Below are 22,188 nucleotides of genomic sequence, written 5' to 3' on the forward strand. Positions count from 1 at the left end.
TGTGCGAGCTTTTTTATACTTATAAAATACTTATCGTTTTCCTTTTTCATAAGGAGTTCCTAATGCTTTAGGAGCTTCAGAACGACCTACAAAACCGACAAGCGCTAATATTGTGAATACATATGGTAATATCGTTAATAAAACACTTGGAATTTGGTCTAATACAGGGATTGTTCCGCCCGTTACACTTAAAGATTGCGCAAAACCAAAGAATAGAGCTGCACCTAGTGCGCCTAGTGGATTCCACTTTCCAAAAATCATAGCAGCTAAAGCTAAGAAACCTTGTCCTGTAATAGTTGCCCCTGAGAAGTTATTAGAAATTGACATTGCAAAAATCGCTCCACCAATTCCAGCAAACACTCCTGAAATACAGACTCCAATATAGCGCATTTTATATACGTTAATCCCCATCGTATCCGCTGCCATTGGGTGTTCACCAACAGCACGTAGACGAAGACCGAACGGTGTTTTATAAATAACATACCAAACAACGAATGCTAAAATAATGGCAATATATGACGTTATTGGTACGTTCGAGAAAAATATTTTCCCTAAAACCGGAATATCCGAAAGGCCTGGAATATCAATCTTTTCAATACGATACTGAATAAAGTCAGTCTGCCCTTTATCAAAAATCTTCTTAATTGCAAATACTGTTAAACCAAGAGATAAGAAGTTAATGGCTACACCACTTACAACTTGATCTGCTCGGAATGTAATAGAAGCTACCGCATGAAGTAATGCAAATAATCCACTACCAATTGCCGCAAATAGTAACGCAATCCACGGAGTCATCGTTCCCCAAGTATCACCCATTAATAAGTTTGTAACGACTCCAATAAATGCACCAAATAGCATTAGTCCTTCTAATCCGATATTTACAACACCCGATCGTTCACTAAATACACCACCTAGTGCCGTGAAAATGATAGGTGCCGATGTATATAACGTACCCGTCACAAGAATGGCTAATATATCTAAAAAGCTCATTTATTTCCCCTCCTTGCTCATGCGTGTAAGCGCCCATCTTAACACATAACTACATGCAACAAAGAAGATGATACATGCAATAATTACATTAATAAGCTCTGACGGTACATCTGCCTCAAAGTTCATTTGAGGGGAAGCACTTTTCAAACCACCAAATAATAAAGCTGAAAGGATTATACCAAACGGATTATTCCCTCCAAGTAATGCTACGGCAATCCCATCAAATCCTACTCCTGTAAACGAAGACATCGCTGTCATACTCTGGAATGTCCCTAATCCTTCCATCGCTCCACCAATCCCCGCAAATGCACCAGCAATTGTCATGGAGAATACTACATTACGAGAAACTTTCATACCTGCATATTGAGAAGCATGCTGATTAAATCCTACTGACTTTAATTCGTAACCTAAAGTTGTTCGATCTAATAAGAACCACATTAAAATAGCGATTAAAATTGCTACAATAATTCCCCAGTGTAGACGTGAACCATCAGTAATAGAAGCAAGCCAGTCTGAAGATAGTGACGCACTCTCTTTAATATCATACGTTTTGTCATTACCCGCATGTAAGAAACGCTTAATGATGTCATACGTTACATACAACGCGATATAGTTCATCATAATAGTTACAATAACTTCATTCACTTGAAACTTCCCTTTTAAATATCCCGGAATGAAGCCCCAAATTCCGCCCACCAATGCTGCAAATAAAATAGATAATGGAATATGAAGGAAAGCTGGTAGTGAGACTGCATAACCGAACCAAACCGCTGCAAGCCAACCAACTAACAATTGACCCTCTACCCCGATATTAAATAAACCTGTACGAAATGCAAACGCCACCGATAAGCCAGCAAGAATAAGCGGTATCATTGTACGAAGCGTTTCACCAATCGCACTTGCGCTGCCGAACATTCCTGTCCAAAGTGCACTATAACCAACAATTGGATCATAGCCACTAACTAGCATTACAATCGCTCCTACAAGTAAGCCGAAAATAACGGATAGTACTGGGACTAAAATATTTATCGTTCGTTCTGTTAAAAGCTTTTTAGCCATTTGTACCCACCTGCTCCTTCTTTGTTCCTCCAGCCATTAACAATCCAAGCTGTTGTTCATTCGTTTCTTTCGCATCAACTATTGCTACAATTTCCCCTTCATAAATAACAGCAATTCGATCGCTAACATTTAAGATTTCATCTAACTCTAATGATAAAAGTAATACACCTTTTCCTTTATCCCTTTGCTCTATTAATCTCTTATGAATAAATTCAATTGCTCCTACATCTAAACCACGTGTTGGCTGTGCCGCAATTAATAAATCTGGATTTCGGTCTACTTCACGTGCAATAATTGCTTTTTGTTGATTCCCCCCAGATAGAGCGCGTGCTAACGTTTGCTCACTAGGTGTACGCACATCAAACTGTTCAATAAGAGCCTTTGCTTTTTCTGTAATTTTGCTGAAATTTAAAATCCCTTTCTTTGAAAATGGATTTTTATAATACGTTTGCAGAACTATATTATCTCTAACAGAAAAATCAAGAACGAGTCCGTGTTTATGACGATCTTCTGGAATATGACCAATTCCTTCTTCTGTTATTCTTCTAACAGGCCAATTTGTTATTTCTTTTCCTTTAATTGCAATAGAACCTGACTCAACTTTTCGTAAACCAGTAATTGCTTCTATTAATTCACTTTGTCCGTTTCCATCAATCCCTGCAATCCCAACAATTTCCCCCGCACGAACAGTTAAGTCAAGGCCTTTTACAGCAGGTAGTTGACGTGCATCGTGAACAACAAGGTTTGCAATTGAAAGTACCTCTTCTTTTGGCTTCGCGTCTATTTTTTCTGTTTTAAAATTCACTTGACGTCCGACCATTAATTCTGCAAGTTTATTTTCATCCGTATTTGCAACGTCAACCGTTCCAATCCCTTTTCCTTTACGAATAATCGTACAACGATCGCAAACTTCCATAATTTCTTTCAACTTATGTGTAATAAGAACAATAGATTTTCCTTCTTGCACAAGCTTTTTCATAATTTGAATTAGCTCATGAATTTCTTGCGGTGTTAACACAGCTGTTGGTTCATCAAATATTAAAATTTCTGCACCGCGGTAAAGAGTTTTCAAAATCTCAACACGCTGCTGCATACCAACTGAAATATCCTGTATTTTCGCATATGGATCTACAGATAAACCGTATTGTTCAGACAGTTTTTGAATTTCTTTAGCAGCTTCCTCAACAGCAATTTTCCCTTTTTTCTTCGGTTCATTTCCGAGAATAATATTCTCTGTAACTGTAAAATTATGAACAAGCATAAAGTGTTGATGGACCATTCCAATACCAAGGTCATTTGCTATATTCGGATTTGTGATTTTTACAGGTTTACCTTTAATTTTAATTTCACCCTGCTCTGGTTGGTACAAACCAAATAGTACATTCATTAATGTGGATTTCCCTGCACCATTTTCTCCAAGTAAAGCATGTATCTCACCCTGCTTTACTTGCAGCGTAATATCATCATTCGCTACAATGCCTGGGAATACTTTCGTAATGTTATTCATCTCAATTACGTATTCCATTGTGTTCCTCCTTTTAACAGGGAACATTCCCTATTACACTATTAACTTATTAAGCAATTCGGAAGTTTTATACATACAAAGGTTAGTTCTATGAACTAACCTTTGCTATTTCTCTATTTATTTTTTTAGAGAAGCTTCGTATTCTTTATACTCTTTATCTGTAGCTGGCACTTTAATTTCACCGGCTGTAATTTTCTTTTCAAGCTCTTCTACTTTTGTTAAAATTTCAGGGTTAACTTTTTTCACGTTATCAGTTGTTTTTGAAATACCAATACCGTCATCTTTTAAGCCAAACTCTTCAATTTTTCCACCTTTTAAATTCCCATCTTTTGCTTCTTTAGCTACTTTTTCTACTGCTACATCAACACGTTTAATCATTGAAGTTAATGTTACATTTTCAGGCATACCTTCTTGATGTTGGTCACGGTCAACACCGATTACCCAAACATTTTCACCTTTTTTCTTACGGTTTTTCGCTTCTGTGAACACACCGTTACCTGTACCACCAGCAGCATGATAAATTACGTCTACGCCTTGACCATACATTGCTGAAGCAAGAACTGTACCTTTTTCAGGCTTATCGAATGCTTCTGCATATTCAGATACGATTTCAATGTTTGGATTTACTGCCTTTGCACCAGCTTTAAATCCATTTTCAAATTTACTAATTAAATCACTTTTCATTCCACCAACAAATCCTACTTTATTCGATTTTGTTGACATAGCTGCTACCGCACCTACAAGGAATGATCCTTCATGATCTTTAAACGTAATGCTCGTTACGTTCGGTGCATCTACAACAGTATCTACGATTGCAAATTGTTGTTTTGAAGATTCTTTTGCTACTTCTTTAATTGCACCTTCTAATTTATAACCAATTCCGAATGTTAAATCATATTTATCTTTTGAGAATTTTTTTAAATTCGGAATATAATCAGCTTCTTTTTCAGACTGAAGGTAACGATAATTTGTCTTTTCTTTTAAACCATTATCTTTACCAAACTTTTGTAACCCTTCCCAAGAAGATTGGTTAAATGACTTATCATCAACGCCCCCAACATCCGTTACAAGACCAACCTTGAAATCTTTATTGTCTTTCGTGTCTTTCTTGTCACTGCTCGCCTTATCCGAGTTACCACATGCACCTAAAACTGTACTTGCTGCTAAAGTTAATGATAATAAAAGGCCTGCTTTTTTCTTCATACTAGAAACCCCTCCAAAAATGATATATATTTATTTATTCTTACGCTGCTGTTCCTTACTTCTTGCTGTCACCTCCCTAAAAAGGAATTTACCTACATACGCTTTCTTAATACGTGGAAGCTAAATTTATCAGCTCTAAAGTAATTGATAGAATATAAGATTGGCTCATCATTTTGATCATAGTGCATTTGTTTTAATACAAGCAGTGCTGTTTCAGGCTCACATTCTAAAATTGGTGAGATTTTAGGGTGATAGCCAATTGGCTCAATGTGAGCAACCGCATATGTTATGCGCTTATGCGTGTTATTATGTATCACCGTTAATAATGATTCCTCATTGTAACCCGATAAGTCTGGCAATATTTCTTTTGCAAGTTTATCGATACAATACACAACAGGTTCCCCATCTGCTGTACGCACGCGTTCAATCATCACTGCATTAAAACCATCTTCACTATTAAACTTCTCTTTTTCCTCTTCTGTTAAAGTTGTAGTAGATGATGATAAAAAGATTGTTCCTGGTGTTTTCCCCACACTAGAAATCATATCTGTAATACTAGAAAGTTGTTCTATTCCAGAAGAAAATAATGGCTTTGCATTTACAAATGTCCCTACACCATGTCTACGAATGACAACATTTTCTTCTTCTAAAATACGCAACGCTTCCCTTAAAGTCGCTCTACTTACGCCAAGTTCTTTCGCTAAATCAAACTCTGATGGTAACTTTTGTCGTTCTTTATAAGCGCCATCTTTAATTTTTTCTTTGATGTGATCAATCACCCGTAGATATAGGTGACGACTATCAGATTTTACTGACATAAGACTCCCCCGCATTTCAATTATTCGACCTCTGATGTAAGACTTCTTTTCTCTTTTTTCAACTTACAACATAGTACAAATGACTAAACACCAAAATAAGTGTAATTGTCGAATAAATAATAATAATTTTTTAAAATAAAATTTTCACTCTTTATTGCATAAAAAAAACTTTGCACCATAAACATTCCTCATTTCGAGAAAAAGTTCGGCACAAAGATCCTTTACATCCTTTGTTACACACTTTTCCCCTCATAGTCTAGCAATTCATGGTTGCCAGGTAGAAACTTATGGACCTTATCTCCAAGATTATATGAGGCAGTGATTCTTTTCGAAGTAATCTTACCACTTGCTCTCATACGTGTCAACAAAATCTAACATTTTTCTGCATTAAATATCGAACATTTACATAAAACATACTAAAAGTATTCGTATTCTAAAGGGCACCCCTAAATGTAAGCCCTTTCTTTATCGCTGAGTATAGTATATAACAAAAACACTATATAAAAAAGCCTAATTGTAAAAACAATTAGGCTTTTTTTAAGAACTTTTTTCTTGTACATCATTAATGAGTACTTCCCTCGGTTTACTCCCTTCATACGGACCTACTACACCATTCATTTCCATTGCATCAATTAGGCGAGCAGCTCGCGTATAACCTACTCTAAACCTACGTTGTAACATAGAAACAGATGCTGTTTGCATTTCCACTACAAGTTGAACCGCTTCATCATATAATTCATCTTCTACTTCCTGCTTCGTATCAGGAACATCTTGTGGAATCATATCTTCTTGATATTGTGCTTTTTGCTGTCCAATAACATATTCTACAACTCTCTCAACTTCATCATCTGATAGAAATGCGCCTTGTACACGTACAGGTTTCGATGCACCAATTGGTATAAACAGCATGTCTCCACGACCTAGTAGCTTCTCTGCACCACCACCGTCAAGAATTGTACGAGAATCTGTTTGAGAAGATACAGCGAATGCAATACGTGATGGAATATTTGCTTTAATAACACCCGTAATAACGTCAACTGACGGACGTTGCGTTGCAATAATTAAATGAATACCAGCAGCACGAGCCATTTGCGCTAGACGCATAATCGCATCCTCTACATCAGACGAAGCAACCATCATTAAATCTGCTAACTCGTCCACAATTACTACAATATAAGGTAATTCGGGTTGTTTCGCTTCTGATTGACTATTATGCTCTTTTATATAATCGTTGTATCCTTCAATGTTACGTGTACCACTATGAGCAAACAATTCATAACGACGTTCCATTTCACTCACAACTTTTTTCAATGCTTGCGATGCTTTTTTCGGATCAGTTACAACTGGCGTTAACAAATGAGGCACACCGTTATATACATTTAGCTCTACCATTTTCGGGTCAATCATCATTAATTTTACTTCATGTGGTTTTGCACGCATTAAAATACTAACAATAATACCGTTAATACATACACTTTTCCCGCTACCTGTCGCACCAGCTACGAGTAAATGAGGCATTTTATTTAGACGGGCTAATACAGCTTCACCTGTAATATCTCGGCCAAGACCAATTAACAACTTCTCTTCCGGATGATTATTAGCCTTAGAGTCAAGAACTTCCCTCAGCGTTACCATCGAAACCTCTGAGTTTGGAACTTCGATCCCTACAGCTGATTTCCCGGGAATTGGCGCTTCAATACGAATGTCCTTTGCAGCTAAAGCAAGGGCTAAATCATCACTTAAACTGACAATTTTGCTTACCTTTACCCCCATATCAGGATACACTTCATATTTTGTAACTGCAGGACCTCTATGCACTTTTGTTACTTTCGCTTTCACTCCAAAACTTTGAAATGTACGTTCTAATTTACGAGCATTCTCATAAATTTCCGCATTTTCATTTGTAACTTGCTTATTCTTTGGAAATTTTAATATATCAAGTGAAGGAAGCTTGTAATCTTTATTTTCTACATTTGAAAATTGCATAGGAGGTGCTTGCGCTTCACTCTCTAACGATTCAACAATTTTTTCTCCACGCTTTTTCTTTGGTTCTTCAATTGGCGGAGTCTCTTCAATAAACGGTGAAGTGATCAACTCTTCTTGCTCTACTTCGATTCGTTTATCCTCTTCTTCATTTACAGGATAATTCTCAGTGAAATTCGAAATAATCGGAGGATCAATTGAGATTTCTTCCATCGGCTCAATAATTTCTTCTTGTTCTGCAGCACGTTTGCTTCTTGTGCTTCTTGTTGTTTTTTTCTTTTCTGTTTGTTCAGCCGTTCTTTTGGCTCTCCAATCTTTATAATCCCCTTGCATCACTTGAAACTGACTTCTAAGAATTCTACCAACTGGAGCTAACACTTCTCCAATATGCTTATTTGTTATACAAAGTATACCGAGAATAACTAGAATAATACCAATGATATAAGCTCCTACTTCGTCAAATAAGAAGTAACATGTTGCGAACATAAGCGCACCAAACATACCACCACCTAAATGAACGCTATCTGGCCCCTTTTTCATTTCAAGAAAGAAGTTATCTTTCGTACTCACAATAACAGAAGTATTTTGCACTGCTCCATCTTTTGTAAGAAGGTTAAATAATGTAATATGACTAAACATTAATATCGCCAATACAATTAAATAAAATCCAATTAATCGTTTATTTAAAAGGTTCGGCCATCCGCGTTTTATAACAAAGGAAACCGATAAAGCTATTACACCTAACACACCAATTATGTACCACTCACCAAAGAAGAAGCGAAAAAATAACACAAACGATTTCCCTACAACGCCTAGCTGTAAAATCGTAATGATTGAAAGTGCAAAAAGAGTTAAACCGACAATTTCATAATACAAAGTTGGCTTTATCGTACGTCTTGCCTTTGCCTTCGTCCCTCTTTGCTTTTGTTTTGCCATTTCTTCACCTCGTGTTCTACATATAAGTAAAGCTCCCTTCAAAATGCTCTATTTATATGTCTGTTTTCTCTATTTTTCAGGTCTTTATATCTTCTATTTTTACACTTCTTGTAAAATGCTAAATAAACAGAAGAAAGCAGCCTACTCATGGCTGCTCAACCGTCTTGTTTTTTATATTATACCATAGCTTCTAAACAAAATCCTTCTTTTTGCTAAAAGGTTATTTTCTGACCGGGCTCAAACTCTAAATAGTGAAGTGGGTCCGTACTTAGCACACGTACAATAGAATAACATCCATGTTCCTCTTCAGAAACCATTAATTCCACACCATTTATATTTACAACTTTTTGACTTTCACATTGTGAATAATCGACCGGATACACAAGTTGCTCTGGCATAATTGTATATAAAATCATTGTAGCATTGTCCCTTCTGTACTATCTTCCGCACGAACATCTATTAATTCGTTTAATTTTCGAATCGCATTTCCAATACCGCCGACATCATCTATAAGACCGTACTTTACTGCATCTCCACCAATTACATTCGTCCCAATATCTCGCGTTAAATTTCCTTTTGCAAACATAAGCTCTTTAAAACGATCTTCTGTTACTTTCGAGTGCTTCGTCACAAAACGAATGACTCTTTCTTGCATCTTATCCAAATACTCAAATGTTTGTGGCACACCTATGACAAGACCTGTTAAACGAATTGGATGAATTGTCATCGTCGCAGTTTCCGCAATAAACGAATAGTCAGTAGAAACAGCAATCGGTACACCGATGGAATGTCCCCCACCTAAAACTAGAGATACTGTTGGTTTTGAAAGTGAAGCTACCATTTCAGAAATTGCTAGCCCAGCTTCAACGTCACCTCCAACTGTATTTAATATTAAAAGCAAACCTTCAATTTTCGGATTTTGTTCAATCGCAACAATTTGCGGAATGATATGCTCATATTTTGTTGTTTTATTTTGCGGTGGTAATTGAACATGACCTTCCACTTGTCCGATAATCGTTAAACAATGAATACGTGATTCATTCATCTGTGGTACATTTGTCTGTCCAAGCTGTTGAATTTTTTCAACTATTGAAGCCTCTTTTCCAGCTTCTTTTGGCTCAGCTTCTTTTTCTTCATTTGTATATCGATCACGTTCTGTCATTTCGCATCCCCTTTCACTCGTATATAACTATTATTTCTTAAGTTATAAATTTCATTCGATAGGGTTAAAAAGAAAAAAGATCACCCATAAGGGTGATCTTTTTATACTTCCATAATAATCGGTAAAATCATAGGTTTTCTCTTTGTCTCTTCGTACAAGAACTGTCCTAATAATTCACGAATATTTTGTTTTAACATTGACCATTCAATTGAATATTCTTTAATTGACTGCTCAACAATCATACGTACAATCTCTGTAGATCGTTCAATTAACGCTTCTGATTCACGAACATATACGAAACCACGTGAAATGATTTCTGGACCAGAGATAATTTTCTTTTCATCTTTACCAAGTGTTACAACAACTACTAGTATTCCATCTTGAGATAACATCTTTCTATCTCGAAGAACGATATTACCAACGTCACCTACACCTAATCCATCAATTAAAACATTACCAGCTTGTACTTTACCGACTAAGTTCGCTTCATCGTCACCAAAAGCAATTACATCGCCTTTTTCTACGATAAAGATATTTTCTCTTGTAATACCTACATCTTCAGCTAAATATGCATGTGCTTTTTGCATACGGAACTCACCATGTACGGGTACAAAGTACTTTGGTTTCATTAAATTTAACATTAACTTTAATTCTTCTTGGCTACCGTGACCTGACACGTGAACTTTTCGTTCGCCGTAATAAACAACTTCAGCTCCAGCTCTAAATAACAAATCAATAATTTTTGATACAGATATTTCATTACCCGGAATTGGCGAAGCAGCAATGATAACAGTATCACCTTTACGAATTGAAATTTGTTTATGTGCTTGTTTTGCCATTCTAGATAGAGCAGCCATAGGTTCACCTTGACTACCTGTCGTTAAAATAGCTACCTTTTTCTCTGGGAAGTTGTCTACTTCTTGTAATGAAATAACCATACCTTCTGGAACATCTAAATAACCAAGACGTCTTGCAATGTCTACTACTTTCACCATACTACGTCCTACTACCGCTACTTTTCGCCCTGTTTCAGCAGCTGCATCAAATACTTGTTGAATACGATGTACATTCGATGCAAATGAAGCAACGATAATACGACCTTCTGCACCGTAGAACACTTTAGAGATTTCTACACCAACTTCTTTTTCTGAACCTGTATAGCCTGGGCGCTCTGCGTTTGTACTATCAGATAATAAGCAAAGTACGCCTTCATTTCCGATTTGCGCCATTTTCCCAAGGTCTGCTCCACTATTTCCAATTGGAGTTTGATCGAATTTAAAGTCTCCCGTATATACGACTGCACCTTTTGATGTATGGAAACAAACGCCAACAGAATCCGGAATACTATGTGTCGTTCCGAAGAATGACACCGTTGTAGTGTTAAATTCTACTGTTGAATTTGAATCGATTGTTTTTAGGTCTACACGGCCTAACATGCCCGCTTCACCAAGTTTTTCTTGTATAAGTCCTACTGTTAATTTCGTTGCATAGACTGGAATAGATAATTTACGAAGTACATACACAATTCCACCAATATGATCTTCATGACCGTGAGTAATAAATAAACCTTTTACTCGCTCTTGATTTTCCACTAAATATGTAATATCAGGAATAACGATATCAATTCCAAACATTTCATCTCCCGGGAACATTAACCCTGCATCTACGATAAAGATTTCAGAATCAATTTCAACACAGTACATGTTTTTCCCGATTTCACCTACTCCACCAAGAGCAAATACTTTAACAGACTCATTCTCTTTTCTCTTCATGTTGTTGCCTGGTTTAAAAATCTTGCAAACACTGATTTCACTAAAATTGCAGAGACACCAGGGGAAACTCTACAACCACCATATTTTCACCGTCCAAGACGAATGTCCTTACCGTTATGCGATATCATGTCCTTGTTTATTTTTTAAACCAGGTTTCACCTCTCTTTCATTATATAAATCAAATATCTTATTCGATATGATATGAAAATTTAATTAAATTATAATTTTTCCCAATTTTGCTAAGCATACCCGTACTAAGCTACTTAGCCATATTATACCTGATACAAGAAATAGAACACAAGTTAAATCGTGCGAAAGAAAGAGTAAAAGAACGGAATGACAACAAAAGTATCGAACGTATTTCCTTTATATTTACTCCGATTTTATACTCCATATTATTTTTAAGAACTAGCCATACATACGCTAAATTCATTTCATAATAGGAAGTTTCAAGATTTATTTTTCTAGAATCCAACAAAAACACTTACAAAATGGAGTTTTTTTATGAATTACGTCACATTTGAGGGGATTTCTCTAAAAACAGACACCGTAGTTTATTACGTTTATGCCATAATATCTATCATTTTTTGACTCAGTTAAAGGGGTACGATTATTTTCTTATACACATAATGAAGAAGCGATTAATATTCTTATAAGAACACATATAAGTGAGAAAAAGAGGAAAAGATTTGCATATAATAAAAAATGACCTAGTTCTACACTAGGTCATTTTTTATTAACGAGGGATAGATTGCATTACAGATTGTAACGTTACTCTTTCTTCTTCTGTTAATGGAAGAAGTGGTAAACGTACAGAACCTACATCTAATCCAACCATTTGTAACGCTGTTTTTACTGGAGTTGGACTTGGCGCCATAAATAATGAATCAGTTACTCTTACAAGTAATTGATGTAATTTTTGTGCCTTCTTAAATTCTCCTGCTTGAAATGCTGTAATCATTTCTTGCATTTCGTTTCCGATAACATGAGAGGCTACCGAAACGATACCTTTCGCTCCAACTGCCATAGCTGGTAACGTTAAACCGTCATCACCGCTGTATACCGCAAAGTCGTCCGCTGTTTTTTCAATGATTTCTGTCATTGTTAACACATCGCCGCCGGCATCTTTAATAGCAACAATGTTTTCTATTTCTGATAAACGAACAACTGTATCAACGGAGATTTGTACAATAGATCGTCCTGGAACGTTATATAGCATAACCGGAAGCGGCGTGCTTTCAGCAATTGCTTTAAAATGCTGATACATTCCTTCTTGACTCGGTTTGTTATAATACGGTGCTACTAGCATTACTGCATCCACACCAACTTCTGTTGCCTTTTTAGTTAAGTCAATAGAAGCATGCGTATTATTGCTACCTGTTCCAGCGATTACGGGCACTCTTTTATCGACAACAGATACGACATGGCGATATAACGCTACTTTCTCTTCTGAAGTTAATGTAGGAGATTCTCCTGTCGTTCCTCCTACCACGATTGCTGTTGTACCGTTATCAATTAAATAATTTACCAATTTCGTTGTCTTTGCAAAATCGATATTCCCGTTTATATCAAACGGTGTTACCATCGCGGTTGCAATTGTCCCAAAATCTATCATGGTCTCACTCCTTATTGTTCCAGTTGCTTTTCTTTTGAAAGCTCAAACGCACTATGTAATGCATTTACAGCCTCCACTAAATCAGTTTCTTTTACAAGAACCCAAATTGTTGTATGACTATCTGCCGATTGCAGGATTTGAATACCTTTTTCCGCTAAAGCTGTAACGATTTTCGCAGTAACCCCTGGGTATCCTGCCATTCCAGCCCCAACGATAGATACTTTCGCACAATGTTCTGTCACAATTGGCTCATATCCAAGGTTCTGTAATAATTTAACTGCATGACTTGATACATTATCACTCACCGTATATGCTACGCCAGTAGGTGAAATATTAATTAAATCAACACTTATTCCTTCGTTCGCCATCTCTTTAAACACATGTTGTTGCAAATCATATGCCGTTTCTTTTGCAAGCACTTTAATTTGCGTTACGTTTGATACGTGGGCAATGCCTGTAACAGGACGTTCTTCTACATCACGACCTCTTGTAGCACCGTCATATGCTGAAATAAGCGTACCTTCACTATCAGAATACGTAGAACGTACACGAAGTGGCACTTTTGCATGCATCGCAATTTCAACTGCACGTGGATGAACGACTTTCGCACCTTGATAAGCCATGTTACAAATTTCGTTATACGTTACAGTTTGAAGATGACGTGCATCTTTTACAATACGAGGATCCGCAGTCATAACACCTTCTACATCAGTGAATATATCGATGTATTCAGCATGAAGTGCAACACCTAATGCTGAAGCTGAAGTATCACTACCTCCGCGTCCAAGTGTTGTCGTATCACCTTTTTTCGTTTGTCCCTGGAATCCTGTAACGACGATTACATCTACATTTTCTAACTCTTCATGTATACGATCGCAATTCATTTCAATAATCTTTGCATTCGTAAAGTCATCATTCGTTACAAAACCAGCTTGTGCACCATTTAATGCTGCTGCTTTTATACCGTTCTCATTCAACATATTAGAGAAAACAATTGCAGAGATTAACTCTCCACACGATAATAATAAATCTTGCTCACGCTTAGAAATAGTAGATTCCTCTTGATTTACAAGACTTAATAACGTATCCGTTGCATATGGTTCACCTTTACGGCCCATAGCAGATACGACAGTAACTACTTTATAACCAGCAGCTAATGATTTTTTTATATGATGAAGCGCATGCTTACGTCCATTGTCATCACGTACTGATGTGCCACCAAATTTTTGAACAATTATTTTCATATTTTGCACCTTCTCTTAGCCGTTTACACTAATTGTAATTTTACTAAGCGCTCTGCAATTTGAACAGAATTCCATGCAGCGCCTTTTAATAAGTTATCAGATACGACCCAAAGATGGAATCCTTTATCGTTATTTAAATCTTTACGGATTCTTCCAACGAATACTTCGTTTTTACCTACTGCAGTAGCTGGCATTGGATATAACTGCTCTTCTGGATTATCTTGTAGAACAATACCTTCCGCATTTGCAAGTAAGCTCTTTAATTCTGCTACTGTTACGCCTTCTTTTTCTACTTCGATGTAAACAGACTCAGAGTGTCCTGATACAACTGGTAAACGTACACATGTTGCCGCTACTTCTAATTCAGGCATATGCATAATTTTTTTCGTTTCGTTAATCATTTTCATTTCTTCAAACGTAAATCCATTATCTTGGAATTTATCAATCTGTGGAATCGCATTAAAAGCAATTGGGAAATGCTTCTTATCACCTGATACAGGAAGAACATTTGCCTTAACTTCTTCGCCATTTAAGATTGCTTGTGATTGTTCATGCAGTTCTTCAATAGCTGCCGCACCAGCACCTGATACAGCTTGATATGTGGAAACGATTACTCGTTTTAAACCATATTGCTGACGAACTGGCTCAAGAGCTACTACCATTTGAATTGTAGAACAGTTTGGATTTGCAATAATACCATTATGTTCTTTTAAGTCGTTTTCATTTACTTCAGGTACAACAAGTGGCACGTTTTCTGTCATACGGAATGCACTTGTATTATCAACAACAATCGCACCGCGTTTTGCTGCTTCTGGCGCTAATTGTTTCGATACAGATCCACCAGCACTAAATAGTGCAATATCTACTCCTTCAAAGCTTTCAGGAGTTGCCTCTTGAACTGTAAATTCTTCGCCTTTAAATACAAGTTTCTTACCTGCAGATCGTTTAGATGAAAGTAACGTTAATTTCCCGATTGGAAATTCTCGTTTCTCTAAAGTATTTAACATTTGTTCACCAACTGCGCCGGTTGCTCCAACTACAGCGACATGAAAAGTTTTTTGCTTTTCCATCACTATGCCCCTTTCTAGATACCAATCCTTCTATAACTTAGAATCAGAAGGAGTATACAATACCCCTTCTAATCTTAATAACGTTAATTTTATCATATTCTACAGTAAGAATGATGGTTTCATCAAAAATTGTCCGTTTTTTTTCGTTTTTTAATTCATATATCTGAATTTTTCTACGACCACCGGTTGCAATTGCTTTCCTTGCAGCGCTTCTAATACTGTATCTTCCAGTAACTCCATACGAGCTACCATTGAGTTCGGTTTTTTCTCTGGCGCATCTTGACCGAACGGAACGAAGTAGATGTTTTTTGTTGCCATTAGGCGCATGAGATTTACCCCATTTAACCCTAAAGCATCATTCGTCGAAACCGCCAATACGACAGGCTTGCCATTTCTTAGCGTCGCTTTTGCTGCCATTAGTACTGGAGAATCTGTCATTGCATTTGCAAATTTACTCATAGAATTTCCTGTTAAAGGAGCGATTACCATGCAGTCTAATGGAATTTTAGGTCCAAGTGGCTCTGCTCCAACAATTGAATTAATTGCTTTAAAACCTGTTATTTCTTCAATCTTCTTAATCCACTCTGCTCCTTCTCCAAATCTAGTATTTGTTGATTGAACAGTGTATGAAACAACAGGACGTACTTCTGCTCCTTCAGCAATTAATTTTTCTAAGTGCGGCATAACTTCCTCATACGTACAATGTGAACCTGTAAATCCGAAACCAATTCGTTTCCCCTTCAAACTCATTTCTTTTCCTCCTCCTTTGCGATTGCATCTGCTGCTAATAACTGAGAAAGAACATTTGCTAAGATTTGCCCAGCCGTTTTTGGGGCAACAATACCTGGTAATCCAGGTGCTAGCAATGCTTTGACTCCTCTTTTTTCCGCATATCTAAAGTCGGTACCGCCTGGTTTAGAAGCTAAATCAATCACTAACGTATGAGCTGGCATTTTTGCAATAACATTCGCTGTTACAACGAGGTGCGGAATCGTATTAATTACAATATCAATATTTCCTACTTCTTTCTCTATGTCTTGCATATGAAAAGGAGAAAACATCATTTCTGTAATACGTGCAATATGTTCAGATCGTCTTGCTCCAACTTTGACATGGGCTCCTAATGATTGAAATGCTCTCGCAACACTCATTCCTGTTCTACCAAATCCTAGAACCATTACATTGGACCCATGAATTGTATAGTCGGTATGTTGAATTACCATCATTAATGTACCTTCTACCGTTGGAATAGAATTGTATATTGCTACATCATCACGATCAAATAATTTAACAAGTTTTCGGTTCGTAGTAGATACGAGATTTTCCAAGTAAGGTGTACCAATACCTGAATATATAGTAAAGTGTTCTGGTGTATTTTCAATTTGTTCTTTCGTTATTGAAACTTTTTCATTTGAAAAAATAGTATCTACTTCTCCTTTGGCATTTGTACCGGCAACCGGCAAAATAATTGCGTCTACAGAAGTGAAATCTAAATTTTGTATACTTTCTTTTGCTGCCCCTGTGAAACCATGATCTAACTGATCAAAACCTATCAAAGAAAGTTTCGCATCCAATTCAACTAGCTTACGAATTACTTCTAGCTGCCTTGCATCTCCTCCTATGACAGCAATATGCATCTCAGTCAACATTCCCTAATTCACCTTCTTTTTCTGTCATTTATAAGAAAAGTGCCTACTTTTTCTTTTTCCTCCACATCATATGTAATGTACGAGTTTATGGTGATTGAAAATCCAAATGCACATATGATTTATCAGGTTTCTATGTAGATACAAAAAAAGATGACCAAAATGGCCATCCTTCACTCCGAATTTGAACGATCTATACTATCACAAAGAAGCATATCGTGTCCGACTTTCTTTATTTGACTCCATGCCACCCTTACTTCTTGTGGTTCCTTTTTAAAACCTCCCCACTTCCCTACAGGTATTATAAGTGTTTGTATTTGCCCGTCTTTCTCATTAATCTCTAAATCCATATAACCTAAGACTCCCATTTTTTCCGCTTTTTCTATATCTACAACCTCTTTACCACTTAATTCACTTAATCGCATACACACTCCACTCCCCTAATGAATTTTTCATTTGCATTGTCTATAATTAGTACCTATTCTATATGTATAAAAAAAATAACCTTCTCTCATTTAAAAAGAGAGAAGGTTATTTTTTATACATCGTAAAAATTGATTATAGTTTTATTCCTTTTGGAAGTTTTCCGTCTGGACTAATAAGTGCCGCAGAGAACTCGTCAGTAAACATATTGCGAATTAATCCGTCCACATTTTCTTTTGTTACAGTGTTTACACTTTCAATAATCTCATCAAGTGAACGATGTTTACGAAGAAGCAATTCATTTTTACCGTTACGGCTCATACGGCTATTTGTACTTTCTAAACTTAACATTAAGTTTCCTTTTAATTGCTCTTTACTATTCATAAGCTCTTTTTCTGTAATACCTGTATTTTTCAATGTCTCTAATGTTTCTTGCATTGTTTCATACAATATATCTAATTGTTGGCTACCTGTTCCACCGTAAAGTGTTAACATGCCTGTATCTTCATAAGAAGAGTGGTAAGAAAATACTGAGTAAGCTAATCCACGTTGCTCACGTACTTCTTGGAATAAACGGCTACTCATGCTACCGCCTAAAACATTATTTAATACAATTAAGTTATAAATATCTTCGTGTCCCATTTGTAAGCCTTTATATCCTAGACATAAATGAGCTTGTTCCGTTTCTTTTTTACGGGCTACCTTATTGAAATGGAAAATTGGGCTATGTACTTGTTCACGGTTTGTTGTTCCTTCATAACTACCGAAATATTGCTCCACTGTTTGTAAAAATGCTTCATCAATATTTCCTGCGATTGATACAACTACATTTTCAGGTGTATAATGATCTTTTATATATTGACGTAACGTATCACCTGTAAACGTATTAAGCGTTTCTTCTGTTCCTAAAATAGGATATCCAAGTGGATGCGTTTCATATGTTGCTTTCGTTAACATATCATGCACAATATCATCTGGAGCATCTTCGTACATTTTAATTTCTTCACATACGACATTCTTCTCTTTTTTCAGTTCTTCCTCATCAAATGTTGAATTAAAGAACATATCTGCTAAAACATCTAAAGCATATTTAGCATGCTCATCTAATACTTTTGCATAGTAACATGTATATTCTTTTGAAGTAAATGCATTCACTTGACCACCAATGCTATCAAATGATTCTGCAATCTCTCGTGCACTACGTGTTTCTGTCCCTTTAAAGAACATATGCTCTAAAAAGTGAGAAATCCCATTATTTTTTTCATTTTCATTTCTTGATCCCGCATGGATCCAAATACCAATTGCAACCGATCTTACAGTTGGTATATTCTCCATAACTATTCTTACACCATTTTTACAAGTATATTTTTTAATCAAAAACTTTCCTCCTACTGCCAGTTTCTCTAAATAAAACGCTATTATTTAATGATAACAAGTTTAAGGATGAATGTCATGCAAATGTATTTAATCCACACGTTTTTCATCCAGTAATTCAGTTATATTCCCCACTTTATATCCTTGTTCCTTCAATTTTGTAATCATTATATCTAAAGCCTCTGCTGTAGACGAAGTAGGATGCATTAATATGATAGCACCTGGATGTATTTTTCTCATTACTCTCTGCAATAGTACATCCGGCTCAGGTCGCTTCCAATCAATCGTATCTACAGTCCACATAATCGTTCCCATTTGAAAATCATCTGCAATCTTTACGACTTCATCTCGAAAACTTCCACTCGGCGGGGCAAACCATCTTACTTTTTGATTCGTTACTACTTCTATCATTCGATTTGTTTTTTGTAACTGCTCTCGTATTTCATCAGACGATAACGTTTTCATATTTGGATGTGTGTATGAGTGATTTCCAACTTCTTGTTTTGCATCGACAATCATTTTTGCAAATCGCAAATTTTCTTTCACCCAACGTCCTTCTAAAAAGAAAGTGGCCTTCACATCATGCTTTTTCAATATCTCTAATATGCGAGGCAAATACTCATTTCCCCATGCCACATTTATTGTTAATCCTACCATCTTTTTATTTGGATGCCCTCTATAAATTGGAGCTGGTGATAAATCTTCTAAATGAACACTCGGTGAGACTTCTTTGAATTCAAGATATTTTTGATCAAATTCCTTTAGCTTCTTCATATTATTATACGATGCTTCAATATCCACTTGTCTTCCATTATATCCAGGTGTTGCCTTCCATATTTTATCAATCATCGCATTTTGAGGTGCAATCTCATACTGTTTTGCATGCTTTTGAATTTCTTCATGCAAGTTATCTTGCGCAAAAACAGAATAAGAGCCTAAACTGACATATAAAGAAAATATACATATGTATGCCAATATACGAACTTTCATATAAACCCTCCCAAATTAACTATATAAAAACATTTTCTTCTTATCTTTGTTAATTTGAGCGTTATAATGAAAACTATACCTATACCGACATAAAAATATATTGAACATCATGTTTTTTACATAACAAAAAAAGCCAGTTAAACTGGCTTTTACTTATTGCTGCTCTTGTTTGTTTTCTTCTTTAGCAGCTTCTTTTTCTTGCTCTTCTTTTAGCAATACTTTTCTAGATAGATTTACGCGACCTTGCTTGTCAATCTCGATAACTTTAACCGTAATTACGTCACCGATTTTTACAACGTCTTCTACTTTACCTACACGCTCAAGTGCAAGTTCAGAAATGTGAACTAATCCATCTTTACCGCTGAATAATTCAACGAAAGCACCGAATTTCTCAACACGTTTCACTTTTCCTTCGTAGATTTCACCTACTTGTACTTCGCGAACGATATCTTCGATAATTTTCTTAGCTTTGTCGTTCATTTCTTGGTTTATTGAAGAAATGAATACTGTGCCATCTTGCTCGATGTCAATTTTAACGCCAGTTTCTTCAATAATTTTATTGATTTGTTTACCGCTCGGTCCGATAACGTCACGGATTTTATCTGGATTAATTGTCATTGTAATAATCTTTGGAGCGTACGCTGATAATTCAGTGCGTGGCTCTGGAATAACAGATAACATATGATTTAGAATGTGCACACGACCAACTTTCGCTTGTTGTAATGCCTCTTCTAAAATTTCACGAGATAGACCATCGATTTTAATGTCCATTTGTAGTGCAGTTACACCTTGTGCTGTACCTGCTACTTTAAAGTCCATATCACCTAAATGATCTTCCATACCTTGAATATCAGATAAAATTGTGTAATGCTCACCAGTTTTAACTAGACCCATTGCAATACCTGCAACTGGAGCTTTAAGTGGAACACCAGCATCCATCATTGCTAAAGTACTACCACAAATACTTGCTTGTGAAGTAGAACCATTTGATTCTAAAACTTCAGATACAAGACGTACTGTGTATGGGAAATCTTTTTCAGATGGAATTACAGGCTCAAGTGCGCGTTCTCCTAGTGCACCGTGACCGATTTCACGACGACCTGGTCCACGCATTGGTCTTGTTTCACCAACACTAAATGATGGGAAATTGTAATGGTGCATAAAACGTTTTGATTCTTCTACGCCAAGACCATCTAAAATTTGCACATCGCCTAATGCACCTAATGTACAAATACTTAATGCTTGTGTTTGTCCACGAGTGAACAAACCAGAACCGTGTGTACGAGATAAAATACCAACCTCTGATGCTAATGGACGGATTTCGTCACCTTTACGGCCATCTGGACGGATTTTTTCAACTGTAATAAGACGACGTACTTCTTCTTTTACAATTTTATATAAAATCTCATTTACTTGTCCTAATGTATCAGCGTCAGCTTCCTGCGCTTCGTAATGCTCAATAACACGCTTTTTCACTTCGTTAATTGCATCTTCACGTGCATGTTTCTCATGTACTTGAATTGCTGAATGCATATCTTCTTCAGCCATTTCACGTACAGCTTGGTTAAGATCAGCGTCAACTTCATAAAGTTTCACTTCTGATTTCTCTTTACCTACAGCTTGTACAATCTCTTCTTGGAATGCAATTAGACGTTTAATTTCGTCATGACCAAACATAATTGCTTCTAACATTGTTTCTTCAGGTACTTGATCTGCTCCTGCTTCAACCATGTTAATCGCATCTTTCGTACCAGCTACAACTAAGTGGATATCACTTTGTTCTTGCTGTTCTACTGTTGGGTTAATAACGAATTCGCCATTAATACGGCCAACTGTCGCACCAGCGATTGGACCTTCAAATGGAATATCTGAAATCGATAACGCTAATGAAGAACCAAGCATAGCTGCCATTTCAGAAGAACAATCTTGATCAACACTCATTACAATGCTGACAACTTGTACTTCGTTACGGAAGCCATCTGCGAATAGCGGACGAATTGGACGGTCGATTAAACGACTTGCCAAAATTGCTTTTTCACTTGGACGACCTTCACGCTTAATAAAACCGCCAGGAATTTTTCCGACTGCATATAAACGCTCTTCATAGTTTACTGTAAGTGGGAAGAAATCTACATTTTTTGCTTCTTTTGATGCAGTTGCTGTAGATAGAACCGCTGTATCGCCATATCTTACTAATACTGCTCCGTTCGCTTGTTTTGCAAGCTGACCAGTTTCAACTGTTAGCTGGCGACCAGCTAAATCTATCGAGAAGACTTGCTTTTCTTGACTCATTTAAGTACCCCTCTCAATTTAAAGTATTCAATTCTTCTATGTAAATGGATAGTATATCACAATATTCTACCTCTAGTATTGCCTAA

18 protein-coding genes and 1 riboswitch are annotated in these 22,188 nt (G+C 36.5%); all 18 genes read right to left on the reverse strand.

Annotation, left to right across the window (positions count from 1 at the left end; genetic code table 11):
- Positions 1–30: 30 nt before the first annotated feature.
- A complete protein-coding gene (locus DN399_RS18550) occupies positions 31–990 on the reverse strand; it encodes an ABC transporter permease (protein WP_000008857.1) in 960 nt (319 codons plus the stop codon).
- Positions 991–2,049 (reverse strand): ABC transporter permease, encoded by a 1,059-nt coding sequence (locus tag DN399_RS18555; RefSeq protein WP_001085254.1) that lies wholly within the window; start codon positions 2,047–2,049, stop codon positions 991–993.
- Positions 2,042–3,574 (reverse strand): ABC transporter ATP-binding protein, encoded by a 1,533-nt coding sequence (locus DN399_RS18560; RefSeq protein ID WP_000456914.1) that lies wholly within the window; start codon positions 3,572–3,574, stop codon positions 2,042–2,044. Before DN399_RS18560 ends, DN399_RS18555 begins: the two co-directional genes overlap by 8 nt.
- A gap of 117 nt (positions 3,575–3,691) precedes the next feature.
- Positions 3,692–4,777 carry a BMP family lipoprotein gene (locus DN399_RS18565; RefSeq protein ID WP_000725771.1) on the reverse strand — a complete coding sequence of 362 codons (1,086 nt, stop codon included), beginning with the start codon at positions 4,775–4,777 and terminating at the stop codon, positions 3,692–3,694.
- A 92-nt stretch (positions 4,778–4,869) separates the two neighbouring features.
- Positions 4,870–5,595 (reverse strand): GntR family transcriptional regulator, encoded by a 726-nt coding sequence (locus DN399_RS18570; protein ID WP_000114182.1) that lies wholly within the window; start codon positions 5,593–5,595, stop codon positions 4,870–4,872.
- Between the two features lie 232 nt (positions 5,596–5,827).
- Positions 5,828–5,929: riboswitch (purine riboswitch) on the reverse strand.
- A 203-nt stretch (positions 5,930–6,132) separates the two neighbouring features.
- The gene (locus DN399_RS18580; RefSeq protein WP_001118782.1) at positions 6,133–8,514 is read right to left on the reverse strand and encodes a DNA translocase FtsK; all 2,382 of its coding nucleotides are present in this window, start codon (positions 8,512–8,514) and stop codon (positions 6,133–6,135) included.
- A gap of 212 nt (positions 8,515–8,726) precedes the next feature.
- Complete coding sequence (locus DN399_RS18585) at positions 8,727–8,930, reverse strand: YlzJ-like family protein (RefSeq protein ID WP_000605036.1); 204 nt, start codon at positions 8,928–8,930, stop codon at positions 8,727–8,729.
- Positions 8,927–9,676, reverse strand: coding sequence for a translocation-enhancing protein TepA (tepA, locus tag DN399_RS18590; RefSeq protein WP_000139806.1), 750 nt, complete (start codon positions 9,674–9,676; stop codon positions 8,927–8,929). The genes DN399_RS18585 and tepA overlap by 4 nt, the downstream gene beginning before the upstream one ends.
- Positions 9,677–9,777: 101 nt before the next feature.
- Positions 9,778–11,448: a ribonuclease J gene (locus tag DN399_RS18595; RefSeq protein WP_000823096.1), complete on the reverse strand. Its 1,671-nt coding sequence runs from the start codon at positions 11,446–11,448 to the stop codon at positions 9,778–9,780.
- 736 nt (positions 11,449–12,184) lie between these two features.
- Entirely contained in the window at positions 12,185–13,063 is an 879-nt protein-coding gene (dapA, locus tag DN399_RS18600; RefSeq protein WP_000564763.1) for a 4-hydroxy-tetrahydrodipicolinate synthase, read from the reverse strand.
- Between the two features lie 11 nt (positions 13,064–13,074).
- On the reverse strand, positions 13,075–14,307 hold the full coding sequence (gene dapG / locus DN399_RS18605; protein WP_000692451.1) for an aspartate kinase: 1,233 nt from the start codon (positions 14,305–14,307) through the stop codon (positions 13,075–13,077).
- Positions 14,308–14,330: 23 nt separating this feature from the next.
- Entirely contained in the window at positions 14,331–15,377 is a 1,047-nt protein-coding gene (gene asd / locus DN399_RS18610; protein WP_000414846.1) for an aspartate-semialdehyde dehydrogenase, read from the reverse strand.
- Between the two features lie 150 nt (positions 15,378–15,527).
- Positions 15,528–16,127: a dipicolinate synthase subunit B gene (gene dpaB, locus DN399_RS18615; protein ID WP_000053596.1), complete on the reverse strand. Its 600-nt coding sequence runs from the start codon at positions 16,125–16,127 to the stop codon at positions 15,528–15,530.
- Positions 16,124–17,026: a dipicolinic acid synthetase subunit A gene (dpaA, locus tag DN399_RS18620; protein WP_000954735.1), complete on the reverse strand. Its 903-nt coding sequence runs from the start codon at positions 17,024–17,026 to the stop codon at positions 16,124–16,126. Before dpaA ends, dpaB begins: the two co-directional genes overlap by 4 nt.
- 170 nt (positions 17,027–17,196) lie before the next feature.
- Positions 17,197–17,448, reverse strand: coding sequence for a YlmC/YmxH family sporulation protein (locus tag DN399_RS18625; protein ID WP_001239759.1), 252 nt, complete (start codon positions 17,446–17,448; stop codon positions 17,197–17,199).
- A gap of 133 nt (positions 17,449–17,581) precedes the next feature.
- Positions 17,582–18,823, reverse strand: a complete 1,242-nt coding sequence (locus DN399_RS18630) for a M16 family metallopeptidase (RefSeq protein ID WP_149149891.1) — start codon at positions 18,821–18,823, stop codon at positions 17,582–17,584.
- Between the two features lie 87 nt (positions 18,824–18,910).
- On the reverse strand, positions 18,911–19,810 hold the full coding sequence (locus tag DN399_RS18635) for a polysaccharide deacetylase family protein (RefSeq protein ID WP_000868224.1): 900 nt from the start codon (positions 19,808–19,810) through the stop codon (positions 18,911–18,913).
- 153 nt (positions 19,811–19,963) lie between these two features.
- A complete protein-coding gene (gene pnp / locus DN399_RS18640) occupies positions 19,964–22,102 on the reverse strand; it encodes a polyribonucleotide nucleotidyltransferase (protein ID WP_000076737.1) in 2,139 nt (712 codons plus the stop codon).
- Between the last annotated feature and the right edge of the window lie 86 nt (positions 22,103–22,188).

It is taken from the genome of Bacillus sp. AR4-2, from assembly GCF_008274865.1.
In the GTDB taxonomy this organism is placed as follows: Bacteria; Bacillota; Bacilli; order Bacillales; family Bacillaceae_G; genus Bacillus_A; species Bacillus_A cereus.

Coding starts and splice junctions, on each gene's coding strand:
- tepA (WP_000139806.1), bottom strand. CDS start 9,676: ATGACAGAACGTGATCGATATACAAATGAAGAAAAAGAAGCTGAGCCA.
- dpaB (WP_000053596.1), bottom strand. CDS start 16,127: ATGAGTTTGAAGGGGAAACGAATTGGTTTCGGATTTACAGGTTCACAT.
- DN399_RS18585 (WP_000605036.1), bottom strand. CDS start 8,930: ATGATTTTATATACAATTATGCCAGAGCAACTTGTGTATCCGGTCGAT.
- DN399_RS18595 (WP_000823096.1), bottom strand. CDS start 11,448: ATGAAGAGAAAAGAGAATGAGTCTGTTAAAGTATTTGCTCTTGGTGGA.
- DN399_RS18625 (WP_001239759.1), bottom strand. CDS start 17,448: ATGCGATTAAGTGAATTAAGTGGTAAAGAGGTTGTAGATATAGAAAAA.
- DN399_RS18560 (WP_000456914.1), bottom strand. CDS start 3,574: ATGGAATACGTAATTGAGATGAATAACATTACGAAAGTATTCCCAGGC.
- DN399_RS18570 (WP_000114182.1), bottom strand. CDS start 5,595: ATGTCAGTAAAATCTGATAGTCGTCACCTATATCTACGGGTGATTGAT.
- DN399_RS18580 (WP_001118782.1), bottom strand. CDS start 8,514: ATGGCAAAACAAAAGCAAAGAGGGACGAAGGCAAAGGCAAGACGTACG.
- dpaA (WP_000954735.1), bottom strand. CDS start 17,026: ATGTTGACTGAGATGCATATTGCTGTCATAGGAGGAGATGCAAGGCAG.
- asd (WP_000414846.1), bottom strand. CDS start 15,377: ATGGAAAAGCAAAAAACTTTTCATGTCGCTGTAGTTGGAGCAACCGGC.
- dapG (WP_000692451.1), bottom strand. CDS start 14,307: ATGAAAATAATTGTTCAAAAATTTGGTGGCACATCAGTACGTGATGAC.
- pnp (WP_000076737.1), bottom strand. CDS start 22,102: ATGAGTCAAGAAAAGCAAGTCTTCTCGATAGATTTAGCTGGTCGCCAG.
- DN399_RS18550 (WP_000008857.1), bottom strand. CDS start 990: ATGAGCTTTTTAGATATATTAGCCATTCTTGTGACGGGTACGTTATAT.
- dapA (WP_000564763.1), bottom strand. CDS start 13,063: ATGATAGATTTTGGGACAATTGCAACCGCGATGGTAACACCGTTTGAT.
- DN399_RS18555 (WP_001085254.1), bottom strand. CDS start 2,049: ATGGCTAAAAAGCTTTTAACAGAACGAACGATAAATATTTTAGTCCCA.
- DN399_RS18565 (WP_000725771.1), bottom strand. CDS start 4,777: ATGAAGAAAAAAGCAGGCCTTTTATTATCATTAACTTTAGCAGCAAGT.
- DN399_RS18635 (WP_000868224.1), bottom strand. CDS start 19,810: ATGAAAGTTCGTATATTGGCATACATATGTATATTTTCTTTATATGTC.